The sequence below is a fragment of the Bacillus sp. FJAT-25509 genome, assembly GCF_001420605.1.
Taxonomy (GTDB): Bacteria; Bacillota; Bacilli; order Bacillales; family Bacillaceae_G; genus Gottfriedia.
Genome location: NZ_LJIZ01000023.1, coordinates 47,202 through 62,737, shown reverse-complemented (window position 1 = coordinate 62,737; position 15,536 = coordinate 47,202). Strand labels below are relative to the sequence as shown.

The window sequence follows — 15,536 nt, the reverse complement described above, 5'->3', positions numbered from 1 at the left end:
AAGAAAACTCGCCAATTAGCGAGCTTTTTTAGCGAAGTCAGAGGCGTAGTTGCAATTACACTAATTCCTGAAATTGGCTACTACTTCGTTTTCTCCGCTATCAATTTATACTTACTTTCTTAATGTGTAAAAAAAGGTGAACCATTACAAAAGAAGGTTCACCATATATTTTTATCCTCTTTTTCCAAACTTAAAACGATTATTTAAACGAGCTCCTAAAATAATTTCAAATAGGTTTAATTTGTATGCAACACCTAAATAAACAACGGCTCCTACAATTGCTCCAATGATGACAAGGAACATTGAAATCATTCGACCATCTTTATAAGTCCACCAGAATCCTAATAAGTATTCTACAGCATAAACCGCTCCGGCCATTAAGCCAGATAAGATAATCATAAAGATAATCCTTCTAAACACTTTATTGAAAGAGAACTGCGCATTTTTACGAATATAATAGAAATTGTATACGATTGAAAATGAATAGCCTAATGCGGTCGCCAATACCGCGCCATATGTTTTAAATGCATAAATTAATGGTACATTTAAAACAATTTTTAATATTACTCCGCCTATTAAACCAATAATCGCATATTTTTGTTTATCTAAACCTTGTAAAATGGCTACATTTACTGTGAAAAGTGAATACAATAAAGCTACTGGAGCATAAAAGCCTAGTATACTTCCACCAAGTGTACTTTTTTGATAAAAAGCACTATAAATTGGCTCAGCCAAAACTGATATACCTACTACAGCAGGAAGAGTTAGGAAGAATACAACTTGGTAAGTTTGGGTAATTTGACTTTGTAGCTTTTTATGATTTTTATTTACGAAAGCTTCAGTTATAGCAGGAACAAGTGTTAAACCAAATGCCGTTGCTAATGAAACTGGAATCATTACTAGTTTGTGACTTGTGTATGAAAACATTACATAAGTATTCTCTGCAATATCTTTTAATCCAATTGATTCCATTGCTCTATTGTAAGTAAACTGATCCACTAACTGATATAACGGGATTGCAAGTCCAACAAACACATATGGAATTGAATAAGAAAATAACTCTTTAAACATTTCCATTTTAGTAGGATAGATCAATCCTTTTGATTTTGGAAGAAGTTCATCTAAATGAACTTTTCGCTTTCTCCAATACCATAGTAAATTTAAAATACCACCTACAGCACCAATTGTAGCTGCAAACGTTGATAACCCTACTGCTTGTGTAATTGTTCCACCCATAAATTTTAGAATGATATAACTTCCAACTAGTGTAAATACAATACGTACAATTTGTTCAATTAACTGTGAAACAGTAGTTGGGCCTGTTGATTGATGCCCCTGGAAAAAACCTCTATATAAACTTTGAGAAGGTACTAATATTAACGCAGTACTTACTATTCGCATAACTGTAACAACATCTTCTACACTATTACCTTTTGAATCCTTTGGAATCATAAGAGGTGCAATATAAGGTGCAATGATATATAACGTTAAAAACGAAAATATACCTGTACATATTAGGAGTAGCTGACTTGCATGAAAAAGCCTTCTACTTGTTTCATATTCTTCAATAGCATTGTATTTGGAAACGAATTTTGCTACAGCTAACGGAACACCTGCAGTAGCTATACTGATAAACAATGTATATGGAACATAACCATAATTATATAATGCAGACCCTTTTGAACCAACTAGCGCATAAAAAGGGAATGTATAAATCATTCCTAGAAATTTTATTAAAAATGTACCAGCAGTTAATATGAAGGTACCTCGTAGCAACTTTGAATCTGACATAAACTGCCTCCTACCAATTCTCGATCAAACTAACTAATCTATCTTACCATATCATCTAAAAAGAAAAAATTAAAAAATGATAAGAAGTTGGAGCTTACTTGAAATAATGGTAAACTTACTAAAAGAAATTTGTAACGAAAGTAGTGAAATAATGGTTTATGATGTGATTGTAATTGGTGGCGGAACTTCTGGTCTGATGGCTGCAATTAGCGCTGCTGAAAACAAAGCTAAAGTACTTTTACTTGAAAAAGGAACTAAATTAGGACAAAAACTCCTTATATCAGGTGGTGGTCGTTGTAACGTAACAAATCGCTTACCTATTGAGGAAGTAATTAAACATATACCTGGAAATGGCCGGTTTTTATATAGCGCATTCTCTATATATAATAACGAGGATATCATACAGTTTTTTGAAAACATGGGAGTCGCATTAAAGGAAGAGGATCACGGGAGAATGTTTCCTGTGTCAAATGACTCAAAATCAGTGTTAAATGCATTAATGCAAAAACTAAAAAAGCATCATGTAGATATTCAAACCAATCGAACTGTTAAAGACGTAATCTATGAAGATGGTAAGGTAGTAGGAATCATATTGAATGATCGAACAGTCATTCACTCAAAAAGTGTTGTCCTTGCGGTAGGTGGTAAATCTGTTCCACACACAGGTTCGACAGGTGACGGATACGCTTGGGCAAAAAAAGCTGGTCATACAATTACTGAACTCTTTCCCACAGAAGTACCGATTACTTCAAGTGAAGAATTTATTCAAAATAAATCATTACAAGGCCTGGCTTTAAGAGATATAGAATTAAGTGTATTAAATCCAAAAGGCAAAAAAGTGATTGCCCATAAAATGGACATGCTCTTTACTCATTTTGGAATTTCTGGCCCTGCTGCACTGCGTTGTAGCCAATTTGTATATAAAGTACAACAAAAGTTTAAAACAAAAAATGTATCGATGGCGATTGATTGTTTCCCAGAGAAAAATGAAGAATCACTATTTCAAGAAGTAAACAGTATTCTAAAAGAAGAACCTAAAAAAGCGATTAAGAACGTACTAAAAGGTTATGTACCTGAAAGATATTTACTATTTCTGCTTTCAAGATGTGGAATTGAAGAGTCAACTCCTTGTAATGAAATTGCTACTATGAAATTAAGAGAGCTTGTCCAATTATTTAAGAGCTTTTCATTTGTAGTAAACGGAACTCTTTCAATTGAAAAAGCATTCGTAACAGGTGGTGGCGTTTCAACAAAGGAAATTCATCCAAAAGAAATGTCATCTAAAATCATGAATGGTCTTTATTTTTGTGGTGAGATATTAGATATTCACGGTTACACTGGTGGCTATAACATAACCGCTGCTTTGGTAACTGGTAGATTAGCAGGAGCATCAGCTGCGGAATACTCTCAAACGAATTTTTAACGAATAAACAAAGGACCGAACGAATACTTTTTTTCGCTAGGTCCTATAATCTTTACATATAGAAAAGCATAAGGATTGATCCATAAGAAACTTTAAAAAAGCTAAACTGTGATTCCCCAAGGTTATTGCCATAGTTGTATTCGAAAAACAATCAAACTGATTTTCTAGTTTTAACTTATGCTTTTCAATTATTATATTTTTCTTTGGCACAAATCCACCGTCCCTAATTTAAGGTCAAAGGCGAGCATTCGATTGTTCGTGTTGCAAGTTCACTAATAAATAGAATCGTCCATCCTCTTCAACATATCCATCTGCCAATTCGAAAGATTGTTTTAAGTCTTTAAAGTAAAACTTTCCAATTAAATACTTGGAAGAATACAATTCCATATGCCCATCTTTAAATTTACCAATTATTTTATCGGTAATATCAATTTTTAATGTTTTAGGCAAATCAACCCCCTCCTTTCTAACAAGCAAAGACCTCAATGAAAAAATATATGAGGTTCTACTTTAATATATGTCACAACTCCATGGTTAATATTCCTTATGCCAAAAAACATTAGCCTAATTTAAATCAAATAAATAAAAAATCCAACAAAAACGTTGGATTTCAGTAGTTTAGACAAAGTATAGACACAGACAATTTTTTTTATTCAATCTCGCCTTCCCAGGCCATCATTCCACCTTCCATGTTGATCGCCTTATAGCCTTGCTCATTTAAATATTCACAAACATTCTCACTACGAACGCCTGCCTTACAAATAAAAATGTATTCAAATTCTTTATTAAAAACATCTAATTTGCTAGGAATTTGCCCCATTGGAATATGAACTGCTTCTGGAATTTTCCCATACTCAACCTCATAATCCTCTCGTACATCTACTAAAAATAGCGTTTCTCCTGCTTCTAAACGCTCTTTAACTTCATTTGCAGAAATCGTATTCATCTTAATTCATCCTCCCTATATAGCAACATCTTAACAACTAATTATTTTCTATGCAAAAAGTACGTTTCAATGGTTCAATTTACAGAAATGAAATAAAAAAAAGAAAAAACCTCATAAGAGGTTTTTTCGAATTAACTATTTAGTTAGCAACGATATTGACTAATTTACCTGGTACAGCAATAATTTTTCGAACAGTTTTGCCTTCAACTTGTTCCTTAACTGCATCGTCTGATAATGCAATTTGCTCCATTTGCTCACGAGAAGCATCTTTTGCAACAAGTAATTTTGCTTTTACTTTACCATTAATTTGTACTACGATTTCAATTTCGTCTTCTACAAGCTTAGCTTCATCGTATGCTGGCCATGTAGCATATGAAATTGAATCGCTATGACCTAATTTACTCCAAAGTTCTTCACCGATATGTGGAGCTACTGGTGCTAATAGTTTTGCGAAACCTTCAACCATTTCTTTTGGTAATTGGTCAGCTTTATATGCTTCATTGATAAACACCATCATTTGTGAAATTGCAGTGTTAAAGCGTAAACCTTCAAAGTCCTCTGTTACTTTCTTTACTGTTTGGTGATATGTTTTTTCAAGACTACTAGAAGTAAGACCTTCAACAATTTTATCTGAAAGTTCTTCGTTATCAGTGATAAATAAACGCCATACTCGGTCTAAGAAGCGACGAGAACCATCTAATCCATTTTCTGACCAAGCGATTGATGCGTCTAATGGACCCATGAACATTTCATATAAACGTAATGTATCAGCACCATGGCTAGCAACGATATCGTCAGGATTTACAACGTTTCCTTTAGACTTAGACATTTTTTCATTATTTTCCCCTAAGATCATTCCTTGGTTGAATAGCTTTTGGAATGGCTCTTTTGTAGGAACTACACCTAAATCATAAAGGAATTTATGCCAAAAACGAGCGTATAGTAAGTGAAGAACTGCATGCTCTGCTCCTCCAATGTATACATCAACTGGTAACCAATGCTTTAGTAATTCAGAATCTGCGATTGCTTCGCTATTATTTGGATCAATATAACGTAAGTAATACCAACAGCTTCCGCCCCATTGTGGCATTGTATTTGTTTCACGTCTTCCTTTTTTACCTGTTACTGGATCAACTACATTAACCCAATCAGCAATATTCGCTAATGGTGACTCTCCAGTTCCACTTGGGCGAATATCTTCTGCTTTTGGAAGAATTAATGGTAATTCCTCATCAGGAACAACTGTCATCGTACCATCTTCCCAGAAAATTACTGGAATTGGTTCTCCCCAATATCTTTGACGTGAGAATAACCAATCGCGTAGACGATAAGTAACTTTTTTCTCACCAGCTTTTGAAGAATCTAACCATTCAATCATTTTTCCAAGTGCTTCTTCTTTATTTAAACCGTTTAAGAAATCAGAGTTAACATGTTTGCCATCTCCAGCGTAAGCTTCTTTTTGAACGTCTCCACCTTCAACAACTTCAATGATTGGTAATTTAAATTTAACTGCAAATTCGTGATCGCGCTCATCATGTGCAGGTACCGCCATAACTGCACCAGTTCCATAGCTTGCAAGTACATAATCAGCAATCCAAATTGGAAGCTTTTCGTTATTTACAGGATTTATTGCATATGCACCTGTGAATACACCAGATTTATCTTTCGCTAAATCAGTTCGCTCTAGATCACTTTTCGATTTAACTGAATCGATATATGCTTCAACAGCTTCTTTTTGCTCTACTGTAGTAATTTTACTTACTAAATCATGTTCTGGAGCTAATACAACATAAGTTGCACCGAATAATGTATCAGGACGAGTTGTAAATACAGTTACTTTCTCATCGAATCCATCAACATTAAAGTAAACTTCAGCACCTTCCGAACGGCCAATCCAGTTACGTTGCATTTCTTTTAAGCTTTCAGGCCAATCTAATTCTTCTAGATCTTCTAATAAACGATCAGCATAAGCTGTGATTTTTAAGATCCATTGCTTCATTGGACGACGTTCAACCGGATGTCCTCCGCGCTCACTTTTCCCATCGATTACTTCTTCATTAGCTAAAACTGTACCAAGAGCTGGGCACCAGTTAACTGGAACTTCATCTACATAAGCTAATCCTTTTTCAACCATTCTTAGGAAAATCCATTGAGTCCATTTGTAATAATTAGGATCAGTTGTATTTACTTCACGATCCCAATCATAAGAGAATCCTAGAGCCTGAATTTGATTACGGAAAGTATTAATATTCTTTTCAGTAAACTCAGCTGGATCATTACCTGTATCTAATGCATATTGTTCTGCTGGTAGACCAAATGCATCCCAACCCATTGGATGAAGTACATTATAGCCTTGCATTCTTTTCATTCTTGAAAGGATATCAGTAGCTGTGTACCCTTCTGGATGACCTACATGTAATCCCGCTCCAGATGGATAAGGGAACATATCAAGTGCATAAAATTTCGGCTTGCTTGTATCGTCAGTTGTTTTAAACGTTTTATTTTCTAACCAATACTTCTGCCATTTCTGTTCAATAGTACGATGATTAAAACTCATTTTATAGCCTCCTTATTTCATATAAATGGCTCGGCTGTGGCTTGCGCTTTAAAAATAAAAAAATCCCCCCATCCCAAAAGGGACGAGAGGATTTCCCGCGGTACCACCCAAATTAATGTAAAAATACATTCACTTGTTTCCGTAACGTGGAACACGACATTTATTACTTGGTAAAAACCGTTCACAAATGTGGCTTATGGGTGAGTTCATGAATAGAATGGATTGACTTTCACCAGCCGTCAACTCTCTAAACCTCTTCATATTCACTACTATTCCCAATCATTGCCGATCATTTAGATTTAATTTATACCATTTTATTATAACCAAAGAAAAAGGTCAATTATACATCGCCTATTTTTAAGAAGCAAAAGTTTGATTTTCAGCTTTTACTACTTTTTTTGCTAATTTTTCATAGAGCACAGAGAAAACCATGCTTATTAATAAAAAGGCAACTAAAATGATAAATAGTACTCTCATATTAAATGTATCAACGAGTGCTCCACCTATAACAGGTCCTAACATTCTTCCAACCGTTGCTGCACTATTTACAATCCCTTGATACATTCCTATCCGATCTTTTGGAGCAAGCATGTTTGCAATTGTTGGTACTGCAGGCCATACGAACATTTCTCCAATTGTTAAAATGATCATGCCAGTCATAAACATTGAGAACTGTTCTGCAGTACTTACAAAAATAGTCGAAACGATAAAGAATCCAATTCCAAATAACATTTGCTTTCTCATACTTAACGCATATTTACGAATAGCAGATGATATTACTGGTTGAGCTATTACAATAAGTGCACCATTTACAGTCCATAACAGACTATATTTTTTTAAGCCAATGTGTAGATTCTGCATTTCTGTAGCAATCGTAGTTTGCCATTGTACATAAACTAACCAACATAAAACGTACGCACAACAAACAATCATCAAAGCCTTCATTGAAGGAGTAAATGAAAATTTTTGTTTTTCTGCTTTTTCTACAGGAGAAGTTTCTATTATTTCCTTAGGTACTCCGATATCTCTAAATCCAAATAAAGCGACTAAGAAGAAAACAATATATAATAGCAAATTAGCAGAGAAAATATAATTAATATTAGCAGCCGCAACATATCCACCTAAAGCCGTACCAATCGCAACACCAAGATTTTGAGCTACATAAATTGCATTAAAAGCTTTACGTCCACCTTCTGGCCATGCCGCTCCAACCATTGCATACATTGATGGAAATACAATACCAACTCCAAACCCTAATATTATGAAGAAACAACTGTAATATGTCCAAGAATGATTAATAACCAAACCTAAAATCGACAAAAACGTAATACTAATACCAGTTAGGATTGACCTATATCCTCCAAATTTATCAAATAGCCAGCCCCCCAGCATATTACCAAATACACCAGCCAATGAATTAAACATTAAAATAAGCCCTGCAACAGACAAGGACTTTCCTAAATATATATGGATGTATACTGTATTGAATGGCCATAAAAAAGAATTACCTGTAACATTTAAAATCATACCGATTAACAAAAACCATAGTTTTTTTGGCATTCCTTACTCCCCTCAAAGCTGTCCCTTTTTATCTATTTTTATCTCTTTAACTCATTAATTGTAGAGGAGAATCGACCTACTTTCAAGAGGCAAGCATTGAGTGCGGAGAGATAGGAAGGACAATAAACCTAGAAAGTATTAGGAAAGCATCATATAAACCCTAAAATTACCAAAAAACAAAGAAAAAAGAAGGCGCTGATGCCTTCTTTTAAGATTGCTTTTCTATTTCATTATCCCTGCTTTGATCTCTGTGGTTGACCTTTTTTAGCGTTATTTATTTTCACTTGGTCTACTGCAGAAAGTTCTCCAGAGAACTCTGTATTCGTTTTATTTTTCGTTGTTTGTTCAGGGTTATTACTTTTAGATTTCTTTTTTACCACTTTTGGTTTCCTCCCGAGGATCGCATATTCTTGTACGTATTCTTGCATATTCTTTAATCTCCTTTAGTGCGGAGTAATAATCATTTGATGTTGTAGTTGTGTTAATTGTCTACGTAAACGATAGAACTCATCTTTATTTTCTGCATTTGCAAGGTTTGCAACTTTTTCAAGCTCAATAAGTGCTTCTTCAATACCTGCTTGTGCTTGTGAATATTCAATATCATTATAATGTTCTTGTCTCATTCCAATTTCTAATTGTCCTACTGCGTAATCATACGCTTCTTTTGCTTTTTGTACTTGTTCTTGTCCGAAATTGCGATCTGTTATTCCCAAGAAAATACCTCCTTTGAGACTTTAATGAAGTATCCGTTATGTAGGTTACCTCAAAAATAGTATTTCCGAACCTTTCAATCGGAGTACAATTATTTCTTTACAAATAAGAAAGGTTTTTCCATTTGGTTTTCTTTTTAGAGCATGATAAAATCGATAATATTGACTTAAATTAAGGGAGGGATGAGGAATGACAAAAAACAATCCTTTTCCATATACAATAGATCATAAAAGATACCATTCGTGGAATTATCATTTAAGACAACAATTTGGCGAAAAAGTTTTTAAAGTTTCAATTGACGCTGGATTTGATTGTCCAAATAGAGATGGTTCAGTTGCGTTTGGGGGTTGTACTTTTTGTAGCGCATCTGGTTCGGGCGACTTTGCAGGTAATCGAGCTGAGGATGTTGTAACTCAATTTCATAAAATAAAAGATAAAATGCATGAGAAATGGCAAAACGGAAAGTACTTAGGCTATTTCCAAGCATACACAAATACTCACGCACCAGTAGAAGTATTAAAACAAAAGTTCGAACCAATATTAGAGCAAGAAGGCGTAGTAGGTTTATCAATCGCAACAAGACCGGATTGTTTACCAGATGATGTCGTTGAATATCTTGCAGATTTAAATAAACGAACTTATTTATGGGTTGAATTAGGATTACAAACTGTTCACGAAAAAACTGCAAATATTATTAACCGTGCACATGATTATAAAACTTACGTAGAAGGCGTAGAAAAATTAAGAAAGCACAACATCCGTATTTGTTCACATATTATTAACGGGTTACCTCTTGAAACACCAGAAATGATGATGGAAACTGCGTTGGAAGTTGCTAAACTTGATATCCAAGGAATTAAAATTCACTTACTTCACCTATTAAAAGGTACGGCAATGATGAAGCAATATGAAAAAGGACTAGTTGAATTCATGGATTTTGACGCTTATATTAACTTAGTCGTTGATCAGCTTGAAATCATTCCAAGTGATGTAATCGTACATCGTATTACTGGAGACGGTCCACCTGACTTATTAATCGGACCAATGTGGAGCTTAAAAAAATGGGAAGTATTGAATGCAATTGATCGTGAGTTTGAACGTAGAAATAGCTGGCAAGGTAAATTCGCAAATAATCGAGTACAACTAACATGATTCTAGATCGTATTTTACCGTACGCTAGAAAGCTCCTCCAATCAACTGTTAAAGAAGGCGATATTACGATTGATGCCACAATAGGTAATGGTCATGATACAGTATTTTTAGCAAAATTGGTTGGTGAAACTGGTCATGTTTACGGATTCGATATCCAAGAATTAGCTATTCAAAAGACGTCTGAAAAAATAAATAATGAAAATTTAAGCACTCAAGTTACACTTTTGCAAAGAAGTCATGCAGAAGTAAAACAAGTAATTCCAGCTTCATTTCATGAGAAATTAAAAGGTGCAATTTTTAATCTTGGTTATTTACCTGGTAGTGATAAGTCAGTTGTAACAGTACCCGAATCAACCATTTCTGCAATAGAACAAATACTCGAAATGATGGCTCCTGAAGGGATAATCGTAGTTGTGATTTATCATGGTCATGAAGGCGGAGAAATTGAAAAAGATGCATTAATGAACTTTGCTCAAAACATCCCTCAAGACTTGGCACATGTATTAACTTATCGATTTATTAACCAAGCAAATAATCCGCCTTTTATATTAGCAATTGAAAAAAGGGCTTAAGAAAAAACTGTCTAATTTAAGACAGTTTTTTTTGTCCCTAAAGTTTTATAAAAGTACAATATAGAATTTTAAATACCTTAAAAATTCATTAATGGTAAATTTTTCTTTGGAAATTGGTAAAGATAAAAAAATCAAAATAAGAAAAGAGGTAATCAAAATGAAAAAAGCTATTTTTGCAGGTGCAGTAGTTAGTCTTTTTACTCTTAGTACAATTACAGTAAATGCCGAAAACATCGCGGCAGCAAATTATTATGTCCATCCACATCATGATCACGATGCAACAACAGAAGATGGTGAGCATCATAGACATCATCACCACCACAAAGCAAATAAAATGTTAGAAAACCACAAAAAAGAAGTTGTTAAGTATATTTCAAATTACTTAAATCAACCTGAAGCTAATATAAATAAAGCTGTTAAGCAACACAAAATGGAAATGAAGAAGTTAATATTTATTGCAGTTGTAGCAAAACTTTCAAATAAACCTTTGGAAAATATCATCGCTCAAAAAGGTAAAACAAATTCATTTAAAGAAATTTTAGATAATAATAATATAAAACGTGAGCAATTTTTTGAAGAAATGAAAAGAGTTCATCGAGATATATTTACTCAAATTGAACCAACTAAAAATTAAATTAACCCGAGCGCCCCTTAAGTTATTTTACTTATTGGGCCTTTTTTTTGTTTAAATTACTCGTTTTCTAAAGAAGTGTTATAAACAAACTATCAAGTTTTTTATTAAGAACATATCCTTTTTAGATATAACATAAAATTTATTTATCTAGTAACTTTATCGTTCTATAAATATTTACAAAAAATTATTAATAAAATCTAATTACGGCGTATTCATGAAATTAATTGAATATTATGTAAAGATATAACCACTTAATTGATTTGTTCATACAAACCAATTCGTAGTTGATTGATCTATACCAACTCTAGGGGCGTGAAGAGTTGACTACAAATCTAAACAATATGAATAAAATATTTCGTAATGTTTTTCAATTCGTTTTACGGAATTCGAATTGGATATTATTATTGATTGGATTAATTGCGTTCATCAATTACTGGTCAGTTTTTTATCTTGTTTCATTATACAGAGGATTTCGTACTGAATCTTCACAAGTAAATCAGATGACCCTTTGGGTAATTTATGGGTATTTCTATGGTTTTTTCGGGAGTATGATTTTAATTTATGTACACTCTTTCGTCCTAAAACATATGTTATTTTTTCGAAAAATTAAAAGTGCCATTTCGTTTATACTCCTTCATTTTGCTTATTTTATTTCACTTATTTTATTAATTCTATTAAACTAAGTTTCTATTTTAATTGTTAGCAATCTATTACTTAAGCTTGTTTTCTAATTCAATTTTAGTTTATACTTAGATTAAATTTAATGCATTGTTCGGAGGAGCCTGTCACGATAGGGATAAGTATGTACTATTTTACTTACCTTATTGTGGCAGGTTCTTTTTTTATGCGTTCAGACAGGAGATGTATTTATGCTTTACGTGCAACTTGCGATTATATTGATTGCCTCTAAAGTTTTTGGGGATTTAAGTACTAAGCTTGGTCAACCTGCAGTTTTAGGAAAGCTATTAATAGGGATCATACTAGGTCCAGCTGTACTTGGAATTATTACTGAAACAGAAACATTACATGAAATGAGCGAAATTGGTGTCATTTTACTTATGTTTATTGCAGGTTTAGAAACTGATGTAAATGAATTTAAACGAACTGGGAAAGCTTCTTCTTATGTAGGTGTACTTGGAATACTATTCCCATTATTCGCAGGTTATCTTTATGGTATCTCTATAAATTTAAGCCAATTTGAAGCTATTTTTTTAGGGCTGATTCTTTCTGCGACTAGCGTAAGTATTTCTGTGGCTACATTAAAAGAGATCGGTAAACTTAAAACAAAAGATGGTGCAACAATTTTAGGTGCTGCCGTAATTGATGATATTGTTGTCATCATAGCATTAGCATTTGTTATGAGTTTCAGTGGCAGTGCCGTTAGTTTACCAATTCTTTTATTTAAAAAGTTTATATTTTTTACATTTTCCATATTAATCGGTTGGAAGATTGTACCTTGGTTCTTAAAAAAGTTTATAAAACTAAACGTTTCAGAAACACTTATCTCTGCTGCTTTAATAGTATGCTTCTTATTCTCAGCCTTTGCAGACCAAACAGGAATTGCTGCAATAATCGGAGCTTATTTCGCAGGTATTTCGATATCCGTTACTAAGTTTAAACAAGAGGTTTTTGAAAAGGTCGAAACAATTGCTTACTCTGTATTTGTACCTGTGTTTTTCACTTTAATAGGTGTATCAGTTCAATTTACGGGGTTAAGTCATTCGATTCCGACTATTATTATAATAAGTATTATCGCTATTTTAACGAAACTAATTGGTGGAGCATTAGGAGCAAAACTTGCGGGATTTCCAACTAAAAATTCACTCGGAATTGGTTCAGCAATGGTATCACGCGGGGAAGTTGCCCTAATTATGGCATCAACTGGTTTAGCAAATAATCTTTTAAGTAAGGAAATGTTTGCGATCCTTGTTATAGTGGTACTAATCACAACAATTGTGACTCCACCACTTATGAAGTTATTTTTCACAGAGAAAAGTAAAGTTTTAAATGCAAATGTGTAAACACAAAAAAGGATAGTTTTATTTACTATCCTTTTTTGTGTTTACCTGCTTATTCTTTTTTAAACTGATTCCTTCACCCTTTTATTACTCGCCTTTAACTCTTTTAATTTAAAATATAACTTTGCATTTCCGTAGAAAAAGAATGATGTCAAGCCACCGTTCTTAACAATCCCTCTTCTAATCCTTTTCATCTCGTCTGGCCCTGCCATTTTTTTATCGGCCAAGTAAATACCTAACAATCCTTGACAGATCATTCGATGAAAACGATAGTCTTTTAAATCTTTTAAGGCTTGATTACTCTTAGTTGAAAAATACTCAATCCTATTTAACATGACATCTTTAGAAGGGTAATAACTGCAGAAATTTAAATCTCCGCCTTCTTCGTCTTCCTTTTGATCAATTACATAATCTAGTAGTATATGAAGTCCTTGTACATAAGGGAAATAACTCTTATAAACTTGTGCAAATAATTTTTCAGAAATCACTTCGTTAAATGAATAAGAAACTAAACAAAAAATCCCAAGAGTTGAACCTGCGCACGCAGAGAATTCATACCATTCTAAGTCAGAAAGTTCTGGTTGATATTTTTCAAACCAATTTGTTAATCTAGGAACTCGCTCTTCTTTTTTTACATGCTTATGTATTTGTAACTTACAATAATAATCAGCAAGTTGGACTAAGTACTCTTTAATTCCCTCATAATGCTTCGATTGATTTAAACTACTATGACACTTTGAAACTAGTGCACGTAGATATCCACCATCATCTTGTTCTTCTCGGAAGCGATAATACATTTGATCTGATTTTTGACATTTTACTGCATCAATCATTGACTCATGTAATGCTTCAAAATCAACTGGATCAAGCGAAGTACTACGATCGCATAAATTATCTAAGTAATCACTAATTGTTTGATATGCAACGATAAACTCTATTACTGGTTTTAAATTCTTTTCAGAAAGTAATGCTAAAATTGCACCACCTTCACAATGGAATGTTTTTGTATCAATACTCATTAATGCTTGTTTTCTAAGTTCTGGATCTGGAATTGTCGTTGCAAAATTTCGCCAATAGTTTAATTCCTGATGCACTAAAGGAAAAACACCTTTATAAACTTTCGGCATTAATTGTATTGGATTTTTAGGTAGTGACATTTTTTCACTCCTCCCTATTTTTCATTTATTACATATTGTTTAAATAAGTTATACTCATATTGAAGTAAATATTATGGAGGTGAACTACGTTGCCTTGTTGTTTAGACAAATTCAACTAAACAATCATCGTATTTTTAATATGCTTGGCAACGGTATAGTATGATATTACCATACAAAGGGAAGCAACCCAAAATCGAACCATCAGCTTTTATCGCTTCAACTGCAACTGTTACCGGTTCTGTCACAATTGGAGCAAATAGTAGTGTATTTTTTGGTGCAGTAATCCGCGGCGACGTTAATGATACAATCATTGGAAATGATGTAAATGTTCAAGATTTATCTGTACTACACCAAAGTCCAAAATGCCCTCTAATTTTAGAAGATGGCGTAACAATTGGACATAGTGTTATTTTACATAGCTGTACAGTTAAAAAGAATGCATTAGTTGGGATGGGTTCAATCGTTTTAGACGGTGCCGTAATCGGTGAAGGTGCAATGATTGGTGCAGGTAGCTTAGTTCCAGGCGGAAAAGTAATACCTCCTAACACATTAGCGTTTGGTAGACCTGCTAAAGTAGTTCGAGAATTAACAGAGGAAGACATCGTTGATATGGATCGAATTCGTAGAGAGTATGTTGAAAAAGGCCAATTCTATAAAAAAGTAGAAGAAGAAAATCTATCAAAGTAATTTGAGGATTTATTTACATATTAGTGCAAAAGAGAAGGACTGGATTTAAGCCTTCTCTTTTTGTTTTACTGATAATTTTATTAATTTCGGTCTTTTTTTTAATAATTTCATGTAATTACTGTTGTTTTGGTCCAGTTTATTTGTGGTCCTAATTGCAGTTTACCGGTTTAATTTGCAGTTTTGATTTTTTTAATTGTAGATTTGCTAGTTTTATTTGTAGTTTCAGCTTTTTTATTTGCACCTTCAAGGATTTATTTGCACTACACGGTTAATGCATACACTAATCATCCCCCGCTCCGATCCGTTATATAAAAATTTACATATCTAA

General features: G+C 33.4%; 14 protein-coding genes and 1 other annotated feature. Of the genes, 6 read left to right on the top strand and 8 right to left on the bottom strand.

Annotation, left to right across the window (positions count from 1 at the left end; genetic code table 11):
• Window positions 1–171 precede the first annotated feature (171 nt).
• On the bottom strand, window positions 172–1,791 hold the full coding sequence (locus AN960_RS15600) for a putative polysaccharide biosynthesis protein (protein WP_056473334.1): 1,620 nt from the start codon (window positions 1,789–1,791) through the stop codon (window positions 172–174).
• A gap of 151 nt (window positions 1,792–1,942) precedes the next feature.
• Here AN960_RS15600 and AN960_RS15595 point away from each other — a divergent pair, with 151 nt between their 5' ends.
• Window positions 1,943–3,214 carry a BaiN/RdsA family NAD(P)/FAD-dependent oxidoreductase gene (locus AN960_RS15595; RefSeq protein WP_056473521.1) on the top strand — a complete coding sequence of 424 codons (1,272 nt, stop codon included), beginning with the start codon at window positions 1,943–1,945 and terminating at the stop codon, window positions 3,212–3,214.
• A 234-nt stretch (window positions 3,215–3,448) separates the two neighbouring features.
• Here AN960_RS15595 and AN960_RS15590 read toward each other — a convergent pair whose 3' ends face one another.
• From AN960_RS15590 to AN960_RS15565, 6 genes are all read right to left on the bottom strand, one after another.
• Window positions 3,449–3,664 (bottom strand): DUF2553 family protein, encoded by a 216-nt coding sequence (locus AN960_RS15590; protein ID WP_056473333.1) that lies wholly within the window; start codon window positions 3,662–3,664, stop codon window positions 3,449–3,451.
• 199 nt (window positions 3,665–3,863) lie between these two features.
• Window positions 3,864–4,160: a rhodanese-like domain-containing protein gene (locus AN960_RS15585; RefSeq protein WP_056473331.1), complete on the bottom strand. Its 297-nt coding sequence runs from the start codon at window positions 4,158–4,160 to the stop codon at window positions 3,864–3,866.
• 139 nt (window positions 4,161–4,299) lie between these two features.
• Window positions 4,300–6,717 carry a leucine--tRNA ligase gene (gene leuS / locus AN960_RS15580; protein WP_056473329.1) on the bottom strand — a complete coding sequence of 806 codons (2,418 nt, stop codon included), beginning with the start codon at window positions 6,715–6,717 and terminating at the stop codon, window positions 4,300–4,302.
• 75 nt (window positions 6,718–6,792) lie between these two features.
• Window positions 6,793–7,009 (bottom strand) — a binding site (T-box leader).
• Window positions 7,010–7,074: 65 nt separating this feature from the next.
• Entirely contained in the window at window positions 7,075–8,277 is a 1,203-nt protein-coding gene (locus tag AN960_RS15575) for an MDR family MFS transporter (protein WP_056473324.1), read from the bottom strand.
• Window positions 8,278–8,507: 230 nt separating this feature from the next.
• Window positions 8,508–8,657 (bottom strand): glycogen biosynthesis protein GlgD, encoded by a 150-nt coding sequence (locus AN960_RS15570; protein WP_286131733.1) that lies wholly within the window; start codon window positions 8,655–8,657, stop codon window positions 8,508–8,510.
• A gap of 63 nt (window positions 8,658–8,720) precedes the next feature.
• Entirely contained in the window at window positions 8,721–8,990 is a 270-nt protein-coding gene (locus AN960_RS15565; RefSeq protein ID WP_056473319.1) for a DUF2524 family protein, read from the bottom strand.
• 187 nt (window positions 8,991–9,177) lie between these two features.
• On the opposite strand from AN960_RS15565, the gene mnmL reads away from it, so the two are divergent.
• From mnmL to AN960_RS15540, 4 genes are all read left to right on the top strand, one after another.
• Window positions 9,178–10,140: a tRNA modification radical SAM protein MnmL/YtqA gene (gene mnmL, locus AN960_RS15560; RefSeq protein WP_056473318.1), complete on the top strand. Its 963-nt coding sequence runs from the start codon at window positions 9,178–9,180 to the stop codon at window positions 10,138–10,140.
• Window positions 10,137–10,712 (top strand): tRNA 5-(aminomethyl)-2-thiouridylate-methyltransferase MnmM, encoded by a 576-nt coding sequence (mnmM, locus tag AN960_RS15555; protein ID WP_056473317.1) that lies wholly within the window; start codon window positions 10,137–10,139, stop codon window positions 10,710–10,712. The genes mnmL and mnmM overlap by 4 nt, the downstream gene beginning before the upstream one ends.
• A gap of 157 nt (window positions 10,713–10,869) precedes the next feature.
• Window positions 10,870–11,346, top strand: a complete 477-nt coding sequence (locus AN960_RS15550; protein WP_156339699.1) for a hypothetical protein — start codon at window positions 10,870–10,872, stop codon at window positions 11,344–11,346.
• 869 nt (window positions 11,347–12,215) lie between these two features.
• Window positions 12,216–13,367 carry a cation:proton antiporter gene (locus AN960_RS15540; RefSeq protein WP_056473312.1) on the top strand — a complete coding sequence of 384 codons (1,152 nt, stop codon included), beginning with the start codon at window positions 12,216–12,218 and terminating at the stop codon, window positions 13,365–13,367.
• Between the two features lie 59 nt (window positions 13,368–13,426).
• Here AN960_RS15540 and tbcS read toward each other — a convergent pair whose 3' ends face one another.
• Window positions 13,427–14,521 (bottom strand): tetraprenyl-beta-curcumene synthase, encoded by a 1,095-nt coding sequence (gene tbcS / locus AN960_RS15535; RefSeq protein ID WP_056473310.1) that lies wholly within the window; start codon window positions 14,519–14,521, stop codon window positions 13,427–13,429.
• A 159-nt stretch (window positions 14,522–14,680) separates the two neighbouring features.
• Between tbcS and AN960_RS15530 the strand changes: the two genes are divergently transcribed.
• Window positions 14,681–15,208, top strand: coding sequence for a gamma carbonic anhydrase (locus AN960_RS15530; protein ID WP_056473308.1), 528 nt, complete (start codon window positions 14,681–14,683; stop codon window positions 15,206–15,208).
• Window positions 15,209–15,536 lie beyond the last annotated feature (328 nt).